The organism is Paenibacillus sp. J14, from assembly GCF_000518465.1.
Lineage (GTDB): Bacteria > Bacillota > Bacilli > Paenibacillales > Paenibacillaceae > Fontibacillus > Fontibacillus barengoltzii.
This window is the reverse complement of sequence record NZ_JADQ01000054.1, coordinates 1-23,065: the sequence shown is the minus strand read 5'-3', so window position 1 is coordinate 23,065 and position 23,065 is coordinate 1. Positions and strand designations below refer to the sequence as shown.

General features: G+C 53.3%; 24 protein-coding genes. 4 read left to right on the top strand and 20 right to left on the bottom strand.

The genetic code is table 11. The annotated features are described in order from the left end of the window. Positions 1-12: 12 nt before the first annotated feature. The 5 genes from gatA to M891_RS0117920 all read right to left on the bottom strand — a co-directional run bounded on the left by gatA (position 13) and on the right by M891_RS0117920 (position 4,118). The gene (gene gatA, locus M891_RS0117945) at positions 13-1,467 is read right to left on the bottom strand and encodes an Asp-tRNA(Asn)/Glu-tRNA(Gln) amidotransferase subunit GatA (RefSeq protein ID WP_016310868.1); all 1,455 of its coding nucleotides are present in this window, start codon (positions 1,465-1,467) and stop codon (positions 13-15) included. Between the two features lie 67 nt (positions 1,468-1,534). After that, complete coding sequence (gatC, locus tag M891_RS0117940; RefSeq protein ID WP_009227102.1) at positions 1,535-1,822, bottom strand: Asp-tRNA(Asn)/Glu-tRNA(Gln) amidotransferase subunit GatC; 288 nt, start codon at positions 1,820-1,822, stop codon at positions 1,535-1,537. A 189-nt stretch (positions 1,823-2,011) separates the two neighbouring features. Then, a complete protein-coding gene (locus tag M891_RS0117935) occupies positions 2,012-2,395 on the bottom strand; it encodes a hypothetical protein (protein ID WP_016310867.1) in 384 nt (127 codons plus the stop codon). Positions 2,396-2,745: 350 nt separating this feature from the next. Beyond that, positions 2,746-3,375 (bottom strand): MBL fold metallo-hydrolase, encoded by a 630-nt coding sequence (locus M891_RS0117925; RefSeq protein WP_028539779.1) that lies wholly within the window; start codon positions 3,373-3,375, stop codon positions 2,746-2,748. 131 nt (positions 3,376-3,506) lie between these two features. Further along, complete coding sequence (locus M891_RS0117920; RefSeq protein ID WP_016310865.1) at positions 3,507-4,118, bottom strand: DedA family protein; 612 nt, start codon at positions 4,116-4,118, stop codon at positions 3,507-3,509. 170 nt (positions 4,119-4,288) lie between these two features. Between M891_RS0117920 and M891_RS0117915 the strand changes: the two genes are divergently transcribed. Next, positions 4,289-4,600, top strand: coding sequence for a hypothetical protein (locus M891_RS0117915; RefSeq protein WP_028539778.1), 312 nt, complete (start codon positions 4,289-4,291; stop codon positions 4,598-4,600). Positions 4,601-4,641: 41 nt separating this feature from the next. On the opposite strand, the gene M891_RS24125 is transcribed toward M891_RS0117915, so the two are convergent. The 5 genes from M891_RS24125 to yyaC form a co-directional block, all read right to left on the bottom strand. After that, positions 4,642-6,453: an O-antigen ligase family protein gene (locus M891_RS24125; RefSeq protein ID WP_157268835.1), complete on the bottom strand. Its 1,812-nt coding sequence runs from the start codon at positions 6,451-6,453 to the stop codon at positions 4,642-4,644. A 1,102-nt stretch (positions 6,454-7,555) separates the two neighbouring features. After that, complete coding sequence (locus M891_RS0117905; RefSeq protein WP_028539777.1) at positions 7,556-8,737, bottom strand: class I SAM-dependent methyltransferase; 1,182 nt, start codon at positions 8,735-8,737, stop codon at positions 7,556-7,558. 53 nt (positions 8,738-8,790) lie between these two features. Beyond that, the gene (locus tag M891_RS0117900; RefSeq protein ID WP_016310858.1) at positions 8,791-9,438 is read right to left on the bottom strand and encodes a DUF6483 family protein; all 648 of its coding nucleotides are present in this window, start codon (positions 9,436-9,438) and stop codon (positions 8,791-8,793) included. A 151-nt stretch (positions 9,439-9,589) separates the two neighbouring features. Continuing rightward, positions 9,590-10,396 carry an alpha/beta fold hydrolase gene (locus M891_RS0117895; protein ID WP_028539776.1) on the bottom strand — a complete coding sequence of 269 codons (807 nt, stop codon included), beginning with the start codon at positions 10,394-10,396 and terminating at the stop codon, positions 9,590-9,592. Between the two features lie 359 nt (positions 10,397-10,755). Beyond that, the gene (gene yyaC, locus M891_RS0117890) at positions 10,756-11,283 is read right to left on the bottom strand and encodes a spore protease YyaC (RefSeq protein ID WP_028539775.1); all 528 of its coding nucleotides are present in this window, start codon (positions 11,281-11,283) and stop codon (positions 10,756-10,758) included. 134 nt (positions 11,284-11,417) lie between these two features. On the opposite strand from yyaC, the gene M891_RS0117885 reads away from it, so the two are divergent. Further along, positions 11,418-11,645, top strand: coding sequence for a DUF1128 family protein (locus M891_RS0117885; protein ID WP_009226836.1), 228 nt, complete (start codon positions 11,418-11,420; stop codon positions 11,643-11,645). A gap of 24 nt (positions 11,646-11,669) precedes the next feature. Here M891_RS0117885 and M891_RS0117880 read toward each other — a convergent pair whose 3' ends face one another. Further along, positions 11,670-12,680, bottom strand: a complete 1,011-nt coding sequence (locus M891_RS0117880; protein WP_028539774.1) for an asparaginase — start codon at positions 12,678-12,680, stop codon at positions 11,670-11,672. Positions 12,681-12,869: 189 nt separating this feature from the next. Between M891_RS0117880 and M891_RS0117875 the strand changes: the two genes are divergently transcribed. Beyond that, positions 12,870-13,088, top strand: coding sequence for a hypothetical protein (locus tag M891_RS0117875; protein WP_016310854.1), 219 nt, complete (start codon positions 12,870-12,872; stop codon positions 13,086-13,088). 45 nt (positions 13,089-13,133) lie between these two features. On the opposite strand, the gene M891_RS0117870 is transcribed toward M891_RS0117875, so the two are convergent. The 7 genes from M891_RS0117870 to M891_RS0117840 all read right to left on the bottom strand — a co-directional run bounded on the left by M891_RS0117870 (position 13,134) and on the right by M891_RS0117840 (position 19,163). Continuing rightward, positions 13,134-13,907 (bottom strand): sigma-70 family RNA polymerase sigma factor, encoded by a 774-nt coding sequence (locus M891_RS0117870; protein ID WP_016310853.1) that lies wholly within the window; start codon positions 13,905-13,907, stop codon positions 13,134-13,136. Beyond that, a complete protein-coding gene (gene rsbW, locus M891_RS0117865; protein WP_016310852.1) occupies positions 13,904-14,353 on the bottom strand; it encodes an anti-sigma B factor RsbW in 450 nt (149 codons plus the stop codon). The genes M891_RS0117870 and rsbW overlap by 4 nt, the downstream gene beginning before the upstream one ends. Positions 14,354-14,371: 18 nt before the next feature. Further along, positions 14,372-14,710, bottom strand: a complete 339-nt coding sequence (locus M891_RS0117860; RefSeq protein ID WP_016310851.1) for an STAS domain-containing protein — start codon at positions 14,708-14,710, stop codon at positions 14,372-14,374. Positions 14,711-14,782: 72 nt separating this feature from the next. Beyond that, positions 14,783-15,937, bottom strand: a complete 1,155-nt coding sequence (locus tag M891_RS0117855; protein WP_016310850.1) for a PP2C family protein-serine/threonine phosphatase — start codon at positions 15,935-15,937, stop codon at positions 14,783-14,785. A 180-nt stretch (positions 15,938-16,117) separates the two neighbouring features. Continuing rightward, entirely contained in the window at positions 16,118-16,621 is a 504-nt protein-coding gene (locus M891_RS0117850) for a DUF948 domain-containing protein (RefSeq protein WP_016310849.1), read from the bottom strand. Positions 16,622-16,798: 177 nt separating this feature from the next. Continuing rightward, the gene (locus M891_RS0117845; RefSeq protein WP_016310848.1) at positions 16,799-17,824 is read right to left on the bottom strand and encodes an SH3 domain-containing C40 family peptidase; all 1,026 of its coding nucleotides are present in this window, start codon (positions 17,822-17,824) and stop codon (positions 16,799-16,801) included. Between the two features lie 469 nt (positions 17,825-18,293). Further along, a complete protein-coding gene (locus M891_RS0117840) occupies positions 18,294-19,163 on the bottom strand; it encodes a cation diffusion facilitator family transporter (RefSeq protein ID WP_016310847.1) in 870 nt (289 codons plus the stop codon). A gap of 233 nt (positions 19,164-19,396) precedes the next feature. On the opposite strand from M891_RS0117840, the gene M891_RS0117835 reads away from it, so the two are divergent. Continuing rightward, positions 19,397-19,585 (top strand): hypothetical protein, encoded by a 189-nt coding sequence (locus tag M891_RS0117835; RefSeq protein ID WP_016310846.1) that lies wholly within the window; start codon positions 19,397-19,399, stop codon positions 19,583-19,585. Positions 19,586-19,662: 77 nt separating this feature from the next. Here the strand turns inward: M891_RS0117835 and M891_RS0117830 are convergent, their stop codons facing one another. Both M891_RS0117830 and M891_RS0117825 read right to left on the bottom strand, forming a co-directional pair. Beyond that, positions 19,663-21,873 (bottom strand): alpha-L-rhamnosidase-related protein, encoded by a 2,211-nt coding sequence (locus M891_RS0117830; RefSeq protein ID WP_028539772.1) that lies wholly within the window; start codon positions 21,871-21,873, stop codon positions 19,663-19,665. Between the two features lie 30 nt (positions 21,874-21,903). Then, positions 21,904-22,743, bottom strand: coding sequence for a carbohydrate ABC transporter permease (locus M891_RS0117825; protein ID WP_016310844.1), 840 nt, complete (start codon positions 22,741-22,743; stop codon positions 21,904-21,906). Between the last annotated feature and the right edge of the window lie 322 nt (positions 22,744-23,065).

Sequence of the window (23,065 nt, the reverse complement as noted above, 5' to 3'; positions counted from 1 at the left end):
TTTGTTATGAACCTACAAGGCGGGACGTTGTTGATGATGATCCGTATTCGCTTCAAAGGCGTGAGCCACGCGCAATACCGTACTTTCGTCGAACGGCTTGCCGATAATTTGCAGTCCAACCGGCAGACCTTCGGCAAATCCACACGGCACGCTGATGGCGGGAACCCCGGCCAAGCTCACCGGAATCGTCAAAATATCGTTTAAATACATCGTGAGCGGATCGTCAACTTGCGAGCCCAGCGGGAACGCCGTCGTTGGAGCCGTTGGCCCAAGGATCACGTCATATTTGTCAAAGGTCTGATCGAAATCTTGTTTGATCAGCGTTCTGACCTTTTGCGCCTTCAAATAGTAGGCGTCATAATACCCCGAGCTCAGCGCATAGGTCCCCAGCATAATCCGGCGCTTCACTTCCGGTCCGAAGCCCTGGCTGCGCGAATCGTAGTACAAGTCGAGCAGGTTGCCGGCATTGTCGGCACGGACGCCGTAACGAACGCCGTCGAAACGCGACAGGTTCGACGAGGCCTCCGAGGACGCCAGCAGATAATAAGCAGCCACCGCGTATTCCGTATGCGGCAGCGATACTTCTTCCCATACCGCGCCAAGGCCTTCAAGCACGCGCAACGCATCCATAATGGCAGCCTTCACCTGCGGGTCAACGCCATCCAAATATTCCTTCGGTACAGCGATGCGCAGCCCGGAAATATCACCGGTGAGGGCGCTCAAATAATCCGGCACCTCCACATTCGCCGAGGTGGAGTCCTTCGGATCGTGACCGGCGATCGCCTGCAGAACATAGGCAGCGTCTTCGACGTTTTTCGTAATCGGCCCGATTTGATCGAGCGAAGAAGCAAATGCCACGAGGCCGTAGCGCGATACCCGGCCATAGGTCGGCTTCAGACCAACAACACCGCAATACGATGCGGGCTGACGGATGGAACCGCCAGTATCCGACCCCAGCGTAAAGAAAGCCTCACCTGCAGCGACGGCGGCTGCCGAACCCCCGCTGGAACCGCCGGGTACACGGCTTAAATCCCACGGGTTACGCACGGGATGGAAGCTGGAATTCTCATTGGAGCCGCCCATCGCGAACTCGTCCATATTCAGCTTGCCGATCGTGACCGCCTCTGCTTCCTTTAGCTTCGTAACTACAGTCGCGTCATAAATCGGATCATAATTTTTCAAAAATTGGCTGCCGCATGTCGTCAGCAACCCTTCGGTCACCATGTTATCTTTGATGCCCACAGGAAGTCCAAACAGCAGACCATGGGCTTCCCCCTGTGCCAACTTGGCGTCCAAACGGGCGGCCTCCGCACGAGCCCCCTCCTCGTTCAACGTCAAGTAGGCGCCGATCTTCCCGTCGTATTCGCGGATTCTGGCGAAAGCTTCGCCTACTAACTCGGTCACAGACAACTCCTTGTTGTGAAGCCGATTATGTATCTCCTGTAAACGCAAATCAAAAAGCGCCAATCTAAGCTTCCTCCTTTGTCATTCTCAAGTTCGTTCTAGTCGATGGGTTCATTTTTCAGCGGATCACCTATTCCAATACGGCCGGAACCTTAAACTGACCGTCTTCTTCCTCCGGTGCGTTGCGGAATACCTTCTCCGGCGGCAGGCTTTCCTTCACTTCGTCCTCCCGCATGACGTTACTGAGATGCAGCACATGCGTGGTCGGTGCGATATCGTCTGTATTCAGTTCGTTTAACTTCTCCGCGTATTGTAAAATCGCATTTAATTGTTCCGTAAACATATCCCGCTCTTCGTCGGTCAAGTGCAAACGGGCCAGTCTCGCCACGTGTTCAACGTCCTTCGTCTGGATACTCATGCTTAGATGCCTCCCTTTACTCATGCGTTCCCGCACTATTCGTACATTCTACCATGCTTGTACAATTGAATAAAATTATATTGTAGATTCCGGTTCAATTCAATCCGTTAAAGCGGAAAGGAGCTATAGGGCGGGATATCTCTCCCCGGACAAAAAAGAAAAAGAGCCGGCCTTAAGCCGACTCCTTTCTTATATCCATGCCCGCAGGTTCACTTGTTTAATGAACTCTGCTTGGGACATTACTTCCTTTGTTGGTTCCTGCTGCCCGTCTGCATCGCTGTCTTCGCCGTTCATGATATGCCGAAACAGCTTCTCATTGTGCGTAGCCAGCGCGTAATCGATCAAAGCTTCCTGTGTCGCGCGTTCCGCTGCTTGCTCGATCAGCCGACTTTCGGATTCTATATCGCTCTTAGGAACGAAATAATTCCGCCCCGTCTTCGGAGACCGGATGACGTAGTCAAAAGCATTGTCCGGATTGCGGTCGTAAGCAATAACGTAGCCATATTCCCCAACAGGAAGATTCTGCTCAAAAGCATCACCGACGATAACAATTTTCTCTCCCAAATGAAGCATCGTCTACCTCCCTGATTTATTTGGATGCATAATCATCAACTTGTATTGCTTTATATAATCCTACTAAAAGACACGGAGATTGGTCAAGTTCTACCCCGGAATCCCGGATATGAATAGCTTATGCAGATTCGCTTCCTGAAGTACATCTTGTTTCTGCTGATATTGGTTCAAACCCAAAAAAGCATAAAAAAGAACGCAAACCGGGATCATTTCCGCAGCTTGCGTGCTTCGCAAAAGTTACAATGTTTTAATATGTACATCCTATCAAAAGGTTGCACTTTTGTCCACTATTTTTGTACTATTTCGTCGATTTTTTTGCACAAACGCCATGAGTAGGGTTCATAGACTCTCTAGGAGACGTACGGATTATTCTGCCGTTCGTAGCCGATAGTCGTCTGGGGACCATGACCGGGATACACTTTGACTTCATCCTTCAGTTGGAACAGCTTCCCGCGAATCGAATTAAACAGGTCGGCTTCACGGCCTCCCGGTAAATCCGTGCGCCCTACACCAAGACGGAACAACACATCCCCTGAAAAAAGATCATCCCCGCACAGGAAGCTCACGCTGCCTGGGGAATGCCCCGGCGTATGAAGTACGGTGAACTCATGCCCGATCAGGTGAAGCTTCTGCCCTTCGGCCAGATCGAATTCTGCCGGATCCGTGGAGATGGGCGGTCCGACCTCCGGCCACATCAAGGACCCATTCAGCTTCGGGGTCGTCAACCAATCGCTTTCCAGCGGATGCACATAGACCGGGCAATGCTTCTCCTTCCGAATCTGGTCCAAACCGCCGATATGGTCAAAATGAGCATGTGTAAGCAAAATCGCCTCGATCTCCAACCCTTCGATTCTGCGCAACAGCGGTCCCGGGTTTGAACCAGGATCGATAATGATCGCACGGTTCTCGTCTTCTCCCCGCAACAAATACGCATTCGTCTGCAAGGGGCCTAAGGAAAAACTCTCAATTTTCAGCATGATGTATCCCTCGGAATAAGCGTTACAACCAAGCTCACGGGCCGCTTCGCTCACTCCGCCTCCTCTCTTTAAGTTCATCACCAATTCACTAAGCCCATCCGTTTGGTATCTGGCTTCTTACGGATGTTATCGACTTAGGCATCGCCTTTTCTCCGGTTGTTGAACGATTTGACGACCAAGTACACGATTAACAGCGCCAAAGCCCCAAGCAAAATCGGCATGATATAGGGGCCTGCTTTCTCGTCGACATGCTGCCACTGTTCACCGAGCAGCATTCCCAAATATACGAACAGCACGGACCACGGAATGACCGCCAAGGTCGTCAGCAGCAGGAATTTGCCCACCGGCATTTTCGCAATCCCGGCAGGAACGGAAATGGCATGCCGAGCCACCGGGATAAACCGCGCCGTAAAGATAACCCCGGGACCGTATTTCTGAAACCAGGCTTCAGACGCGTCGATATGCTTCTTCTGAATCAAAATATACTTCCCATACTTCTCCAAAATCGGCCTGCCGCCATATCGCCCAATCCAGTAAATGAACAATTGAGCAATGACACCGCCTACTGTGCCAAAGAAGACGGCGCCGATGAAATTAATATGTCCGAGATGCACGAGATAACCGCCGTAGGCCAGCACAATTTCGCTGGGGATGATCTCGATCATGAGCCCCAGCATAATCCCCATATACCCTAATTGTTGTATCCAATCCAATAATACGCCCACTAAATTTGATATCCAATCCACAGCTTCGTCCTCTTTCCAGTTAACTTCTGTCCTGAAGCCAGCAATAAACTGCCTCCAATCTCAGTCTATTCTATCATAGCCATGGACATGCGTTCTACTTCAGCTCGCCGCACCGGTGACTTCGGGAAATCCGCCCGCATATGCTGGAGCAAAAGGAGGCGACTTCTGCCATGGCAAACTTCCCGGCGAAACATCAAACTTCCCTCCCGAATACCCGCAAAATCCGCCGCAGCTGCAGCAAAGAGCTGTACCGGACGATCAAGCGGCTTGGCGTATATATTCCGGAGGACCGAGTCAAGGAAGGCGAAGCATTATATTACAAAAAAGTGATTGGCAACCTGCTGTGGATCGGTGAAAACATCAGTAACCGCAAGCTGCTGGCGGATTGGTGGGATGAAGCCGTCAGCGCTGAGCTGGCAGAGCTGTGGGAGGTCGATCGCGAAGCGTTGTCCTCTGCTTTTCGCGCCGCGTTTGGCGGATAGCAAGCTCACCGTCTGACACGCCTGACTGCAAGAAGCGAGATTTACTTCTTGGCAGCATCGCTTGTGTAAAAGTGAGCCCTCTGTTGCAGCTCCCGCCCGAGCGACATGGCTTCCTCCGTTAAGCGGAAGGCGCGGTCGTTACGCAGCGAAGGATTGGCGGCGATGCCCTCTGCCAAACGCAGGAAGCTCAGGTACAAGTCGGTCCCGACCGACGCCACCGCTTCAGCCTGTTGCAGTCCCCCGCTTGCCTGCAAGCGTTGCGCTAGCCCCCATAGCTCTCGCAGTGCTGCCGTCTGCTTGACCCGGTCGAACGGGTCCAGCTCGATGCCTCGCCGCAGCGCTTCAGCAGCGGCGGGCTGATCGGCTTGGGCCAGCGCTTGGCCCAACGCGAACCACAGCTCGGCGCGCTCCGGCTCGTAGCGGAGGCCCGCCTGCAGCAGCGAGGCGGCCTCCTGTGGTGCGGAGCGTTCCGCGAGCGCTAACCGTACCGTCGTGCGGTACGGGGCAAGGGCCAGCGAGCGCCGAAGCAGCTCCGCCGCCTCCCGGTGCGCCTCGGGCGGTTGGGCTAAGGCTTGGCGTTGCAGCCGCTGGCTCTCCGCTTCGCGGAGACCGGACACGCCCAGCAGAAGTAAGGCAGCGGCGATGAGGCCGCTGCACACGATGCGCAGCGGGCGTGGTGAGAGCAGGCCGCGAGCGCGGAAGAAAGCTCCGCGGACAAGTCCGGGGCGGGGCAAGACAGGGAGACGAAGCCGACCCAGCGAGCCGGCTTCGGCGATTCCCATGGTCGCCGCCCAGAGCAGCAACAGCCAGACGAGACCGTAGCTGAAGTCAAAGTCGATGGCGCTATGCAGCAGCAGCACCAGATAAGGTGGGAGCAGCGCGCTGCGTGCCCGCAGCAGGGGGATGGACATCCCCCCCAGCCACAGCAATATGCAGGCGAGGCCAAGCAAGCCCAGGTCCAGCGCCAGGTCCAGGTAGCCGCTGTGCACCTCGCTACCGACGTACGGCAGGCTCTGCACACGGCGGAACGCGTGGCGCCAGACATCTCCGCCTTGGCCGAGCCATGGCGACCGCCGAAGCAGCTCGGCGGCGTCGGCGTACATCGCCGCGCGGGCGGACGCTGTTTCCGGGCGGAGTCCCCGCCCAAGGAAGCCGGCGGACGCCGGCAGCGCGGCCAGCGGCGCCGCGAGCAGCAGCGCGGCTCCGCCGAAGGCGCGGGCGCGGCGCGGGGCGCGAAACGCGGCGTTGGGGCGCGCGTGCGGCGCGCGGGGGCGCGGCGGAGCGCTGGCGACGCGGCCGGACGCGAGCAGCGCCGCGGCCAGCCCCGCGGCGAGCGCGAGCGCGCCGGGCCCCGGCGCTGGCGCAAGCTGCGCGGACGCGAGCCCGCGCGCCAGCACGGCGGCCGCGCCCGCGAAGACGGCGCTGTGCCAGGCGTAGCGCCGGCGCTCGGCCCCGCGCAGCAGCGCGAAGCCCGCGGCCCAGCCGCCCAGCGCAGCGGTCAGCGCGCCGCGCGACTCGCTCAGCAGCAGGGCGAGGGCGAACAGCAGGGCGAGAGCCCCCGCCCGCTGCCCGCGCCAGCTGCCTGCGCGCGTGAAAGCAGCCCGCTCCATCCTCGCGAGCCGCATCAGCCGCTCCAGGAGAAACGCCGCCATCACGGCACCGAAGGCGTTGGGGTACTGGAGCAGCCCGCCCAGCCGGGCACCGGTCGCCGAAATGGCTGGATCCGCGGTGCGCAGGATCGCGCCGGGGATCGGCAGCAGGCCGTAAGCCGCGGCCAATGCCGTTACAGCCAGCAGCCCGCCGATCAGCAGCCATCCAGCCTCCAGCAAACGGCGGGCACTCAGGGACTTCACTGCGGCTAGCCCCCCTAGCGCCGCAACAAAAACGCCCAAGAACGCCCACAGCCGCAGGGCTTCCAGCGTCGATTGCACCGACAACGGCCCCGCGGCCAGCCGCCAAGCGTATCCCGCTGCGATGACAAAAGGCCCTGCCGCTAGCAACAAAGCCCACCGCACGCTTGGCTCTGTCCATAACCCCGCCCGAGGCGCAGCGCTACCAAGCTGATACGTCCCAAGCTCAAGCTCAGACGATCCAAACTTAAACGGTGCAAGATCATGCAGTGCAAGCTTATACGTTCCAACCTCATGCGGCCCATAGCCCGTTTTCCTTAAATTCTGCCCGAATCCAGTTGAGATGGCCCATCCGCCTGCAACCACCGCACCCGCAATGAGCCATACGGACACCAGCAGCAGCGCCCCCGGCCGCCCGGTCCAATACAAACCTTGATTCAAGCAAACCCATACGCCGCTTAACCATACTGCCGCAGTCACTCCCCTAATTCGCCAATGCTGCACACCCTCCACCTCCTCATCTTTATCTTCTTTCAGTCAGCCTAACGTCCCTAACGTCTGCCTCTCGCGCGCCCACCGCCACCAACCTTTTCAAGATCATCTACTTTTTCCACAATTCCCTCTCTCTCGTTCCTCCGCTTCATCTACCTCTTTTTTTACTGTTACTTTTCGATCCCTCTCTAACCTTTTCACCTCTTTTCCACCTTCTCTGCGCCCCCTCTGCTATTCCAGCCCTGTATGTTCGCTCCCCCAACTCTTGCTCCATTCGCTTTACTCCATTCATTGGCAAGTTCAATGCGGGGTATTCTTCCGGGAGATGGAGTCACCTGCATAAATAAATGTAAAAGTGCAGTTATTTTCCGGCTTAGACGGCGAAATTGCCTAAATAACTGCAAAACTACAGTTCATTTCTGGCGAAATCGGTGCTTTTCCCAAAATCGCAGAAAAATAACTGTACTTTTGCAGTTAAACTCGCGTTTTAAGTCCAAATTCAAAAAAATAACTGCACTTTTGCAGTTATCGTGCCCCCTGTATCAGCAACAGCCCCCCTCCCCTATCAAAACCACAAAAAAACCGGTTGGGACACCTCCCAACCGGTTCCATCTCAGTTACTTTGCGTTGCCGCCTCCGGCAGCAAATCGCGACAAGCGCGCTCCAGATACGGATCAGCGCTTAGGAAATCGCGGAACACCGTATACTCCCGCCAAAGCTGCGACACGTTCCCTCCGCCCGATTTCACGGCGCGGATCAGGATATTTTTCGGCGTATGCTCCATATCGATGAACTCCAGCAGCTGCGTTTTGTAGCCCATCACGTCCAGCAGCTTAGCGCGAATCGCATCCGTCGCCAGCGCAGAGAAGCGCTCCTTCAGGATGCCATGACCCAACAGCGGCTGCAGCACTTCGTTTTGCACCTGGTTAAACAGCTCATGTTGACAGCAAGGCACGGACAGGATGACCGACGCGCCCCAGCGTACCGCTTTCTCCAGCGCTGCATCTGTCGCCGTGTCGCAGGCGTGCAGCGTTACGACCATATCCACCGCGTTAAGCTCGTCATAGTCGGCGATGTCGCCAACAAGAAACTTCAGATCGTCATACTGCAGTTTGCGTGCTAACCCGCTGCAATGCTCGATTACGTCGGCCTTGAGGTCCAAGCCAATCACGTTCAGTTTTCTTTGCTGCTGTACGGCCAAATAATGATACAGCGCAAACGTCAAATAGGATTTGCCGCACCCAAAATCAACGATGGTCAGCGGCCGCCCCGTCGGTAAATGAGGAAGGACATCCTGAACCATTTCAAGGAAACGGTTGATTTGCTTGAACTTATCGTACTTTTTAGCGAGCACCTTGCCTTCCCCGTTCATGATCCCGAGCTCCACCAAAAACGGAACCGGCGTTCCTTCCTCCAACACATATTGCTTCTTCCGATTATGGGTCAGCGTCCCCAGGGGCTTACGCGAGGGGGCTTTTTTCAGAATCGTGACCTTAAACTTCTTGCTGATCAAGACCTGATAATCGGCCTCCGCCGTGCACAGCAATCCTTGCCGGAACTCCTCAAACAACTTCGCCAGCTCGTCCGCGAAACCGTCAGCCGGGATATTTTGATGCAGCACCTTGTTGGGGTAGTGGTAGGCAAATTGATAGTGTAAACTCTTTTTGATTTCGACCGGTTTGATCTGAACCTTCGTGTATTCCGTCTCCCCCGGTCTGCGGCGGCCGCTGATCGTTGCTGTGATCAGACTGCCCTTCTCCGCCAGTTCGTTCGCGAGTTTGCGCAGTGATTCCATGATTGATTAACAGCTGCCTTTCTGCATAGTAGTCAATAAATCATAACGGTTGTTCAACATTTAGCCTGGACGTCGGCAAGCCCTTCTTCAACTTCTTCAACCGGCAAGCCTCCCGCCGCAAGTGTATCTCGCGGTAGCGCAAGCAACCGCTGGTAAAACGCTACCGCCTCTTCTTTAGTAGCATGGCCTTCCTCCAGCAAGCGGTAGAGTGCATTTTCTGCCTGGTCGTACCGGCCTTCCGCTTCTTCCCATTGTAACACCAGCCATTCGGTGTCCGGCGGAAGACGGTAAGACTTCAGCAACGATTGCAGCTCAGCAATGGCCGCGGGCAGATCCCATAGAGAGCGGTCCGCCCCATGGAGCGCAGCGGTCAAGTATAGATGAAATGATTTGATCCAGCGCTTTGCTGCTTCGTCCGACTCTCCAGAGCTCTCGTAGACGTCTCCCTCTTCTTTGAGCAGACGGGACAGACTTTGGAGCTTGTCCGCCTCGATTTCCCCGCCGCTTTGAAACAGGCGCACGATGTCTTTGGCAGGTAAGTTCTCCAGCAGATGGGAGCTCAAGCGAAACTGTCTTTTAAACAGCTCGTCGAGCGTCCATAATGCTTCGATCTTCTTTTTCTGCTGTTTGAGCATAAACACTTTTCCCAGCATTTCCGTCATTTCTTCGATCATCTTCATCAGGTAATCTCTTCGCAGCACGGACACTCCTCCTCTCGTCCCTAAGTTCAAGGCTGGCTTCCCGCCAATTCAAAAAAAGCCGTAAAACCGGAGTTTTCCATGAAATCTCCGGTTCCTTGGCCTCGGTTCGACTAGCTGATTCTTGCGAAACGTTGTTTAGACTTGCTAGGTTTTACACTTCTACGGTCTTTCCCGTGACGCTGCGCATAAAATCGGCGATGACGGCTGTGAGCTGCTCCGGCGCTTCGTACATGCTCATGTGGCCCGCGCCTTTAATGACCGCCTTTGTGACGTTGGGCCCTTCGGTCGTAAATAGCCGCGCCATCGGTACGACGTTATCGTTTTCACCTGCGACCAGCAGCAGTGGTAGCGCTGTCGATTCCATCACGTCTCGGCGGTCGGGCCGCTCGCGCATCGCCAGCGCGGCTCCCGTTGCCCCTTGAGGCGGCGTCTTGTAGCCAATCTCCTTCACGCGATCCACTTCAGCTCCAAGTTTGCTGACATTGTCCGGTGCAAACAACCCCGGCACGAGCCCATCTACAAAGTGGGTAATGCCTTCGGACCGGATGCGGGAAACCGCTTGAAGCCGTTTCTCCTTCGCTTCTTCACTGTCCGGAAAGCCGGTGGAGTGGATCAAACCAAAGGCATTCAACCGATCTGGATACCGCTGAGCTAATGAGAGGGCGGTGTAGCCTCCCATCGAATGGCCCAGCAGCGTGTACTTGGTGATGCCCAGCGCCTCCATCAGAGCGGCGACATCATCCGCCATTTGATCGATCGTATACGCGCCGACTGGCGCAGTTGTGGCCCCGTGGCCCCGAAGGTCGGGGGCGATGACCTGATATTGTTCGGCAAGCAGCGGCTGAACCTTCTCCCAGTAAGCGGAGCTGCCGCAGAAACCGTGCAGCAAAACTACTGTTTCGCCCTGTCCTTGTTGTTCATAGGCGATCGTTGTTCCGTTGACTGTTACTTTGTCCATTACGCTACCCACTTTCATCTCATTTTTAAAGGTTGTTCAAAAAGTTATCTTCGGATCACGTGGTAAACCTTGAAGCGTGTTCGACATCGAATCTTGAACTCAGCCGGGCCTTCCGCTGCTCACGTACCCCAAACGTACGCTCCGCTGCTCTGTCCCTCGCTTCATCCAACCTTCTCGGTGCTCCAAACCTAACTTTTTGAACTCTGATTTGAACCGGTTGTTCAAAAAGTTATCTTCGGATCACGTGGTAAACCTTGAAGCGTGCTCGACATCGAATCTTGAACTCAGCCGGGCCTTCCGCTGCTCACGTACCCCAAACGTACGCTCCGCTGCTCTGTCCCTCGCTTCATCCAACCTTCTCACCGGAACGCCGCTGCCGCAGCGTCCGCGATTTCATCGGCCATTTGCATGACCTTGTAAAGCGAGGTCATCTGCAGCGTCCAATAGGGCTTGGGACCGTTGACGTTCACGACTGCAGCGATGCTGTAATGCCCGACCTCAGGCAAGCTGGCTCCGACGGACTGGGCCGGTTGCAGCGGCTGGCTGGACACGAGGTACGTCCCTACGGAATCGGCCATCCCCAGGCAGGCATCGATGGCGATGATCACGCGCCCTTCGGGAATTTCGGACATGCGCCTCTCCAGATTGGTTGCGTCACACGGCTCGCGGAGTGTCCCGATGACGTGCTCAAATCCCAGCTCGGTCAGCTTCGTTCCCACCAACGGCCCCAGTGCGTCTCCCGTCGACCGGTCCGTACCGATGCACAGAAATGTAACGTCCTCACGAAGATGCCGGGCACGAATGTCTGCAAAAAAAGCCGCCAGCTCCCCGCCGTTCAGCTTCCTCCGGTTTACTCCCGCTGCCGGCCATTCCTTCTGTTCCTGCATGACCTAGACACGCTCCCTCCCGGTATTTCGTAACCTGATTGTAACTCATTCGGACGCCAGGCCGCAAAATTTCATGAACCGCTTCCCTCGTGGTACAATAGCTAATAACCCATAAATCGGAAGGATGAAAACTTATGGATCTGTCCATCAAGAGCAAGGAAAATATTGAGTTCATGATCGAAGCGATCAAAAGCAAGCTGAAAATGGCTTCCGCAGCAGCGATGTCGGCGTCCGCATTCCACGTTAACCAATATGATGATATCCGCGATGTTTATGACATCGTCATGAGCAAAGAGCGGCTCAGCATCTCCGAAGTGGAAGCGCTGGCTCAAGAACTGGGAAGACTGCGGAACAAAGCCTAACCGGTAAGCGGCTCTGAATCACAGTTAGCGTTCCAGCTGGAACACGGTTTCGGCTTTCCCTACTTCCCAGCCCTCATCGTTCTTGATCGAAGACGGGAACGCCTCGCGGAGCTTCTGCAGCGTTCCTTCGTTTTCGTATCCGATCTGCTCCAGTACGGATAAAGCGATCATTCCCCACTCTTCCTTGGAACCGTCCTGAATTTTAAACGTGATCCCCACGCGCTCACGGCGCAAAGCAAACGCATAAACCCCTTTAAAACCGCCTTTGGCCACGATATTCGGATCGTCCAGCAGGATCGAATCCACCCGCCCGGTGCCAGCAACCAGCAAGGGTTGACGGTTCATGGCGTTAGTAATCACTCTGACTGCCTCAGCGGTAGCCGCATCCTCGATCAAATCCGGACATGCCAGCTTCAAATAGGCGGAAGCCAAAGCGGATAACGGAAGGGCGAACACAGGAAAACCGCAGCCATCTGTACCCAGAGTAATCTGCGCTTCCGTAAGCCCTGCCAAGCCCGCCAGCGTCGTCAAGATTTCCTTCTGAGCCGGGTGCTCCGGATGATTATAGCTTTCCAACGGGTATCCTTTCATTTTGCAATAAGCCAGAACGCCTAAATGTTTACCCGAACAATTATGGTAGATTCGGCGATACGTCCCGCCTTGTCGAAGCAGCTGTTCCTTGGCAACCCGATCCAGCGGCAGGCTGGGAGCGCAAATGAGCCGTTCTTCGGTCAGCCCCGTCTTCTCCAAAATTCGATTCAGCGTCTCGACATGGATCTCCTCAGCTCGGTGTGAAGCGGCCATAATGGCAATCTCCTCGTCAGTTAGCCCGTAAGCCTCCTTAATTCCGGCACGGATCCCTGGAATCGCCTGGATCGGCTTGGCCGCAGAGCGAGTAAATACGGTGGCTTGGGGATTACCCGCTCGCCCCACAATGTTTCCTCGTTCATCAACAATACAAATATGACCATAGTGAGCGCATTCCAGCAGCACCCCGCGATATTCATTCACCAGCAAAGCTTCGTTATAGTTCATCTCTTGTTCTCTCCTTAACCTGATCCATTCCCTGCACACATTTTGCTCCATTCCTACACAGTATAGTACTTTGGAAGCCCGCTGGCTATAGAGCCATCTAGCAAGAAGCAAGAGAGCGCCAGGTATACGATAAGGGCGTTTGTGCAAACTATTTACGGTTTCATAAGAGAACAAAGGAGGCAACATCCATTGACCCAACCCGAGGACCTGCAGGAGCAGTATGTCACGAGGCAAATCCGGGCTGCCCAAGCCGGCGAGTATCCTGAGCATAAAGACATCGACGAAGCGGAGAACGGCTCCATGGTGAATGACATGGAGGATCTAATTCAGCTGGGAGAAGATATGGAAGCTATGCAAACCAACCGAGAAGATAAGAAGGACGGCTTACTGCCCGATCCCGGACAATAAATATAAGCAAAAAAAGCGTTGCCCCCATATCCCCAAGGCAACGCTTTATGTGGTGTTCATATGATTCATGATTTGCTTTAGGCGTTCGGTCGCCCGCTTCTGAATGCGGGATACGCTCATCTGAGAGATCCCCAGCTTCCGGGCAATGGACCTTTGGGATTGCCCTTCCTGATAGGCCATCAGCAGAACCTGCTGTTCCTGCGCCTTTAATTGTCCCAGCGCTTGTTGCAAATCCATGCGGTTCTCAAGCGCATCGTAGTCGTCCGCATCCGCACTGATCATTTCACCCAGCGTTACGGCGCTTTCGTCCGGTGATAAGGGCGAATCCAGGGACACGTAATGATAACAATCCCGTCCGGCCAGTACCTCAACCGTTTCTTCCACCGAGAGCTCCAGAACCTCCGCGATCTCCTGTACATTGGGAGATCGCTCCAGCTTCAGCGTCAGCTCATCAATCGCCTGCTGAACCAGCGCTCCCTTTTCTTTAATTCTCCGCGGCACTTGAATATACCAAGACTTGTCGCGCAAATAATTTTTCATATGCCCGATCATGCTCTTCATCGCATACGGTTCAAACGGAATGCCCAGCTCGCTATCATACTGCTGCAGCAAACGCACTAATGCCATTTCGCCCACCTGGTAGAGGTCTTCGTACAAATCCGGTCGATTTCGAGCAATTTTCGCGGCGGCCATTTTGACCATCGAATCGTATTTCCAGATTAACTGCGTGGCGATCTCATTGTCTCTGGTTTGCTGGTACAGTTGAATGAGGCGGGTAGATTCGTGCAAAGAAGCTTGGGGAGCCGCACGATCGGTCATACCTTCTCTTCACTCCTCTGGAGTCGGCGGACCATCGTCACCCTTGTGCCTTTTCCGGATTGCGTTTCCACGCGGACGTCGTCCATGAGCGCCTGCATCAGATAGAAACCTAATCCGCCAATCGGGGCCTCGCTCAACTCTTTTTCGTGTAGAGTCACGCCTCCAGCCTGTCGCCACGGCTCAAAGCTCTCCCCTTCATCTTTGACCGTAATAGACAAAGCATCCGTTAAGATCTCAAACGTGATCTCCATTTTGCCGGCATCCTGCTTGTACGCATACAACACCGTATTGTTGCAAGCTTCGGATACCGCCACTTTCATGTCTTCAATTTCCTCGTACGAAAATCCCATCTTGGAAGCAATACCGTACAGATTCAGCCTAACAATATCCACGTATTCTGCCGTAGCCGGTAGGCTGATGACAATTCTCTCTGTTTCTTCTATCATTAAGACTCGATCCTTTCCTTATTGGGAGTTCTCCTGCTCCGCGAAAAACTTAGCAATCCCCGTCATTTCAAACAGCTTCCGGATATGGTCCGGTACTTCCTGTACGTAAAACTTCGAGCTCATCCCATGCCTCGCTTTTAAGATGGACAGAAAAATTCCGATTCCGGTGCTGTCGATGTATTTCAACTCCTTCAGATTCAGGACTAAATCCGCGTCATCGATGCCAACCAGCGGATCCATCACCTTCCGGAAATCCGGCGCTGCAGACAAATCCAACTCACCTCGCAGCGATACGGTACAAACTCCGTTTTCTCGTTGGGTTGTGGTGGAAAATTTCAAACTTTTTCTTGTATTCATGAAATACTCTCCCTGGAATAGGTTTTCTTAATACAACATAACCCAGCTTGTCCATGACTGAATCAAGGAGGGTTATTTGAACGAGATCCAAACCAGACATCTATCATCTTCTCGGTTCAGCGGAGCGGCATCTTGGAAGAACAACCGACTCATCGCCTCGCGGTCGAAGTGATGGCTGCAGGTCTTCAACTGCTCCTCCAGCCATGCCTGCCGTGCCTCTATGGAATTCTCCTGCCCATCTATCAACCCGTCGGTGTAGAGAACGAGATGACCGGGCCCTTCGTAATGTAGAACCTGCGGATAGGTTTCGATTCCATCAAACAAGCCTACGGGAGGCCCCACTTGATCAAAACGAACGGGTTGCTTCTTATCCGTGTAGAGGAGGGCTGGCGGATGTCCGGCATTCACGTATTCGATCACTTTGCGCCGGGTATCCACCACAAGATAGATGGCGGTGAAATAATATTGAATCAATTTGCTTTCAATATGCAGCTGGATAAAGCGGCGGTTTAGCTCCTCAATGACCAGCTTCGGTTCCACATAGGTAAACACGGTATCTTTGAGAACAGAGGAGATGAACATACAGAAGAGGGAAGAAGAAATGCCATGCCCCATCATATCCAGCAGGATCACTGCATACTTCCCCTCACCAAGCGAATACCAGGAGTACAAATCTCCGGCCAACTCATAAGAAGGCTTGTATAGGGCATCGATTTCGAACTCCGAATCATGGATCGGGGCGCTAAGGACCGCGTTCTGAACAAGCGACGCAAGCTTCAATTCCTCCTGGATGCGCTGATCCCGGTTCCGATGCCAGTCCTTCTCCAGCTTCAGCCGCAGTGCCAGACGAATTCGCGCCATCAGCTCCACCTTGTTGATCGGTTTCGTTACATAATCTACAGCTCCGGCATCCAACGCTTCCGCCAGCTTGTGGGAATCCCCAACGGCTGTAACTACGATAACGGGAATCTCCTTCAGATGTTCGGAGCGCTGCAAGATCCGACAAGCCTGAATCCCGTCCATCTCCGGCATCATCATATCCAGCAGGATCAAATCCACATCAGATGGTCCGCTTTCGTCAATCAAATCCAAATCTTTGACACCAAGCCGCTCGAACATGTCCCGGGCCGAAGTGACGGTGACCGTGTTGCGATAATTTTCCTTCTTTAAAATCTCACGTATGATCATGGTATTTGTCGGATTGTCGTCAACGATCAATATTCGCATCATAATCTCCTTATCCAATGAGACTTAGAAGTGCTGTACGAATCATAGTGAAAAAAGAAGGAACGGGGCGCTTTCCCGTTCCTTCTCGATTCACAATGCGGGCAAGGCTTGAGTAACATAGTACATTACCCAGTCCATCTTTGGTTGAAGCGGCAAATGGAATGGCCGCTTCACGTCCGCTTAACTCCGATACTTCTGCCAGACATCAGCGGCGAGATCCACCCATTTGACCCAATTCGCCGATTTACGATTCGTTTCCTGCTCCGGTTGTTCTCCTTCCGCTTGCAGCGGCTGGACTGAAGGTACAGAAGTTGCCGGGGCCGGAGATGCCGGAGCTTTGCGCTTGGCCAACAGCGGACGGCTGGCGATTCGACGGGCAAGGGCTGCCGAAACCTGCTTTGTTGCCAATGTCACTTCACTTAGCACTTCCCCCGCATGCTTAACCGATTCCATCAGCGGGTCGATCTGCTTCATTTTGTGCTGAATGTCGCCGGTCAGTTCATTCGCTTGCCGGACGATCTGCCGGACGTCGTTGCCGAGCTCATCAATCGTTTTTTGTACGTCCTTCAATGTTTCGGTGGTCGTCTTCAGCGAATGTTCCGCCGCTTTCAGCGTCTTGACCAAATAAACGACAAGCACCACAAAGGCCGCTGCAGCCACCGCCACGCTGATCTCCCAAATCATACCTGTTTCCTCGCTTTCCGTCCTTGGGCGTTCACCCATTCTTTCCTTAACTATACACGAAAATGGACGGAAGTGTGCGTAGAACCGTGAAATAAGATTACTTCTTTCGACGTAAAAATGAAAAAACCGCTTGGCCACTTCCTTACTCAAGAACGGGGCCAAACGGCATGATTTGATTTATTTCAGGACGCTGCCACCAAACATAAAGCGGTAAACCCAGGAGCCGTCAAGCTTGTCGACAATCACTCCGCCAGCTTCATTAGAATAGGTGTGCAAGAGCTGACCGTCGCCAAGATAGATCGCAACGTGGGTAATCCGTTGGCTTTGCTTGTCGATTCCTTGGTAAGACTTGGCCGAAGAGCCTTTGTAGCTCATGAAGAAGACCAAATCACCGCGCTTCAATTGATCGATGCTGTATACGGCTGTTCCATTGCTCTTTATGTAATCCCCTTGTTTACGGGAATCCGCAGGGAGCGTGATGCCCAAAGCATCCTTATAGGCTTGTCTAACGAAATCAGAGCAGTCAAATGTATCCGTATTGTTGCGGCTGGAGCCGTACTCGTACGGAGTGCCGAGGTATTTCATACCGGCCTGAATGACTTGCTCGATCTGCTGGCTGATCCCAGTGGAAGGAGCGGGAGTAGGCGTTGGCTGCGGTGTGCTAGATTGTCCTCCAATTTCCAAATATTTATCATTCGTACTAACGTAACCTTTCATCCCGTCTGCCGTCTGTACTTTATAGAAATACTCATTGCTTTGCTCGAGAATCGTTAGCGTCGTCCCTTTGCGAAGCATTGTAATAACGTTGCCCGAGGTGGACGGTTGATCACGCAGATTGACGCCGTAGGTCACCGTTGCAGGCAAATTGAGCGAAGGTTGGGAAGGAGCGGTGTTTACAGTTTCCAGTTGAATGTATTTTTCGTTCGAACTAACGTAACCGGTGCTCCCATCTTCGGTTTGTACGAGATAGAAATATTTATTGCTTTGATCCAATACGGTGACTTCGGAGCCTTTTTTCAGAAATCCAATCACTTTCCCCGATGTGGAAGGTTTGTCACGGAAATTGACACCGCCGACAATATGGCCTTTGGTGATCGATTGTGAAGTTGCAGTTGCGGCGGATGCCTGATGAGGGACGGCTGTATAAGTAGAGAGAAGAATGGCACTCAACAATGTGATGGCTACGCTTCGTTTCATTTTCATGGGTGTTATCCTGCCTCCTAGTGTAAGTTCTTGTTCGTCTTGTTCCAAAATCTCCTTTCTTTAGTTCTTGCACCCATTATAGCGATTGTCGAAATCAGTCTAAATCGGTCGAAGATCACTTTATAGAAAAGCGCTTTCAAAGACAATGGCCCTAGATTTTACCTATCGGAATTAGAGGCAATCGACCTATAAAAACTGGACGAATGTAACCTATAGCAGCCCTTCCCGTGCAATAGCACCGGATTTCTGCAACGAAAGTACCCGATTTCGCATGTAACCGTATAAATTACATATTAATTCCAATTTAACCAATCGGCCTATTTTTTAGGGACAAATGCCCGCTTTTTCGCCAAAAAAGCCCGAACGGCAGGCTTGGTAAATGTTACCTTAGGCCTGTCCATTCGGGCTTGATTTCACCTTCATCCTAATTCTTCAATCATCCTTATGACTTCCCGTCCAAAATCGAGTCCTATCTTTCTTTAGGCTCAACATGAACGTGAACATGCATAACGTTTTGCTTCTTTCTCATCCGTTCCTCAACCCGGTCACTGATCTTATGACTTTCGATCACCGTCAATTGCGGATCTACCTCAATGACGACATCGACCAGCACGTGATTCCCGTGAACCCGGGCCTTCAAGTCTTTAATTCCTTCCACGCCTTGAGTTCGGGCAATAGTGCTGCGCAGGTCGCCCAGTTCCTTTTCATCAAATCCATCGGTCAGATTATGCGTCGATTGGCGGAAAATATCCCAAGCGGTTTTACAAATAAGCAAACCTACCGCAATCGCAGCAACTACGTCCAGCCAAGGCAGCCCGAATTGAGCCCCGATAATCCCAACTGCTGCGCCCACACTCACCAGCGCATCCGACAAATTATCCTTGGCCGCCGCCATGAGCGCCTGATTGTTAATCTGCTTCGCCAGCCTGCGGTTGTAAGCATAGACTCCGCCCATCGCCAGAGCACACACGATAGCGATCAGAGCCGACAGAATGTCTGGCTCGCTATGCACACCTTCGATCAATGACCGGACCGCACCTATGATGACTTGAATACCAACCATCGCCATAATAAAAGAAGCGACTAATGCAGCGATCGTCTCCGCACGAAAATGACCGTAAGCATGGTCGGAGTCCGGCGGCTTCTGTGAGATTCTAAGTCCGATCAGCACTGCCACCGAAGCCACGATATCCGTAAGGTTGTTAAACCCGTCGGCAAGCAGCGCGCTTGAATCAAACACAAACCCGCTGATTAATTTGAAAGCGGACAGCAGTAAATAAGCGGCAATGCTTACCCAAGCTCCGCGTTCCCCTTTGCGTATATCGTCGTAAATATCCAAGTCCCGCACCTCCAGACTTCTCCCCGAAGCCAATAACCTACTTCTTCAAGCTCTCAGTTCAAAACAAAACATCAAAAGCGTTTTATCATCGTAGCAAATCAACCCCGTGTAAGTCTAGAGAAACAGTGTTGCCCCCGGGAAAAGCAAGCCTTCATCATTATTCCCGTTGTACGCGCATTTAAAAACGTATAAAATAGGGACACCCCCTTTCCAATGTCAAGGAGATGATCAGCGTGACGGAAAATGAAGAACCACGTAAAATCGATTTGGCCGAAGCGATGCGCCAAAAACTGCAACAGAAAAAGCAGCAGCAGCAAAACGGCAACAAACCGGGATTGAAAGACAGTTTTCAAACCAAAACACTGAAGAGCCAAAATAATAAGAAACCGAACAACCAGCGCCGCCGGACGGGCGGCTCGTAAGAACGTAAGAGGTGCAGTAAGAGGCCCATGCCGCAATCGCATGGGCCTCTTCTAAGTTCTGATAGAGTCAGATACAGTTAGTTCCTCCGTGTAATTTCCCACTGAATCCAAGCCGCGTCGCTTTCCCTACACTCACCGTTTAGCTCCAACGCCACGGTCCATCTTTGCTCATTTCGTACCGTAACGAGATGGCCCTCGCCTTCCTTCGCCGGTTGGATGCACAGGTCAAAGCTTGCGTCCGCAATGCGCAGACCTTCCAGTTTGCACTCCTTATCGTGCCATGCGCTAGGAAGCTGCGGCTTCAAATGTAGCAAACGCCGGTGTGCCTGTGGACGGACGCCAAAGAAGTGACGGATCAACGGGACCGCCAGCGCGTAAAGGGTCCAAGCCTGTACAACACAGCCGTAGTCTGGAGACATTTCCGTGAAAGACCCGGGCAAAGCCACGGAGAAGGTGCGCAGCAAGCGACGCAGCAGCTCCAGCGCTTCGTCCGGATGGCCGTTAGCCACTTCAGCCACAGCGTGGACCCCCGTTGAAATCGTCATCGTCCCTTGCTTGTAAATCCCTGATAGATACGTTCCGTATGGACCGATAAACTCCTCCGACCGCATCGTCGCAAGCGCTCTAGCTGCTTTGTCCGGATCCGCGATCCCCGCCTCCATGGGGGTAACGATGACCCAGTTCTTGTTTAATAGCCATGCCTGGTCACTTACATGACCGGTCGTTCGTTGCAGCAAACTCCTAATATATTCCTCATACTCGGCGATTCCTTGCTTGCGGGCAAGGGAGATCATCACATCTGCCTTGGCCTCAACCGCTTCACGAGGGGCAATCGCATCACCGTACAGCCCTTCATCTTCACACCAGTACGCCTGATTCACGGCAGCTACCGCCCGTTTCGCCAGCTCGCGGTATTTGACGGCATTCGCAGATTCACCAAGCTGCTCGCTCATCGCGGCCATGGCCTGAAGTGCTTTCGCCGTATAAACTGCGCTGTCGATCAGTTCCATGTTGAGCCCTGCGATCTCAATAATGCCGTAACCGGAAGGGAATAAGTCCCCGTCACCGTCCATTTCTTCCAGGAGCCAATCAATGCCCTTCACGCAGTATTCGTAATGGCGACGCAATAGTTCTTCGTCGCCGGTCCACTCAAATAAATCCCATACAAATGCGATGTAATGTGCCGTCTCTTGAGTATTCCCCGGATTCGCAACCGCCCCCATCGTCGTGATCTCGTGGACGATTCTACCGTTGCCGTTGACTTCTTCCGATTTGCTTCGCAGCAGCTCCAGCGTGTCGATCGCCAGCTGGGCGTCTCCGATCGCAAGCACGCCTTGCAAAGCATACGTACTGTCACAGCCGAACCACCACGGGTAAGTGGGCCCCCCGGCTGTCAGACCTCGTCCCAGTTGATCTACGGTTTGCACTAGCCATTGATTGTTCCATTTCGCCCAGGCAAACGCTTCGTTCAACAGCGTCTCTCCGGCAATTTCTAAGCGCGCTCGCGCCTCGATCTCTCGATAAGCCGCCTGTTTTTCCGCCAGAAGTGCTTCGTGCCGCAAGGTCAATCGCTCATAGGTTTGGGTGCATTCCGCTTGCGAGGCATACGATCCTGCAGCAAACAGCCGAAATTCAAACGTCTCCTGGCCGGCTAACTCGATCTGCGCCCGAAACGCAACGCCGCAACCCGCTCCGGCAGTGAACTCAGGCCCATATAACGACGTTCCCGTTTCTATATGGGGCTCCGGCAAGTCCGTACCAATCTGTACGAACCATGGATGTGCCGAATCCTTTACCAGTACCTCGCAATCCGCTGTTTCCATTGGTTCGTCCCGTTCGCCATCAACAATCCCCATATGTTCCGAGAACCACACCGGGCGTAGGTCTGTCCGGGCGAGTAATTCCAATCCTAGCCGCACGGTTTCTCCTTCGTAAGCCTGCACTCGGTATTTGGCGATAAAGCCTTTTTCCCGCTCCGGCGCAAATTGAATCCGCTCGATGGACACTGGAATATGACTGAGTCCATGGTCATACTCGAATCGGCTTCCCCAAGGCTCGTTCGTAAACGTATCCGCCCGAGTCCAAACGGAAATCCCCCGATCCAAATCGGTTACCTTCAGCCAGAAGCCGTCGAGCAGCTTGATTGGATGCAGCCATACACCTCCCATTTCATTGGCGACATGATGCCCGAAATCGGGAAAAGTCCCGTCCTGCGCCCCGCAAATTTTGATATATTCCCCGGCGTTGTAATATAAGTTAAACGGATGTTTGCTGCTTCGTCCGGTCATGAACATTCTCCTCATTGTTAGTAGATTCGCTTAGCCCTTAACGGCCGAAGAGATGGAGATCCCTTCGATGAAATACTTCTGGACAGCAAAGAATACGATCAGAGCCGGCAGCATCACAAGAATTGTGGCTGCCATCAGCATATTCCACTCCACGTTGTACAACCCTTTGAACATGGAAAGCCCCAGTGCCAGGGTATATTTCTCATTGGAATTCAAATAAATCAGCGGACCTTGGAAATCGTTCCAAACCCCCATAAAGGTAAAAATGGACACGGCAATCAACGGCGGCATCGATAAAGGGAGAATGATTCGAATAAAGATCTGCAGCCGGTTGGCTCCATCCACAAATGCCGACTCGTCCAGATCCCGCGGGATGCCCCGAATAAATTGACGAATCAGGAAGATGTTAAAGGCACCTCCGCCGAAAAAGGCGGGCACAATCAAAGGCAGAAACGTATCCACCCAGCCTGCTTCCTTAAACATGATGAACATCGGAATCATCGTGACTTGGGAAGGCAGCATCATCGTCGCGAGCAGCACCAGGAACAGCGTCTTTTTTCCCTTAAAACGAAATCTGGCAAAGCCGTAAGCACACAGTGCAGAGGAAAAAACCGTTCCAATCAGAACTGGCACTAAAATCGTCAGCGTATTCAGCAAAAAATTAAAAAACGGAATCGCCTGAACGGCATCGGAATAGTTGCTCCATAGCCACTTCTCCGGTAAGAAGTTATCCTTAAACACTTCCGCCGGCGTCTTCAGGGATGTAAAAAAAGTCCACAGCAGCGGCACGAGCACGACCGCAGCTCCAGCTATAAGGATCAACAGGCTAAGGATTTGAGCTGGGCTGAATCTCTTGGTCGCAAGGTTCATCGTGATGCCTCCTCGTATAGTATCTTTAAAAAGCTCTTTTAGGTTCATTTCCATCCCCCCGGGGGATGGAAAACAGCCTCCAAATTTCCAGCTTGTTCTTTGAAAATTCCATCAGGGACTGGACTTTCCGGTATGCCTCTGGACAATGGAACGTAGGGTCCATTCGGGGAAATCCTTCTGCCTCCAGTAGCATCGTCTACTCCTTAAGTCTGTTTCTCCGGTACGCGTCTGAGCTTCTTACCCGCTGGCTGTTCCCTTCGGCATCCCATGCCCGGTTTTAGCAGATCCGGGGCAGCTCATGGCCCGAAGTGTGTCCTCATAC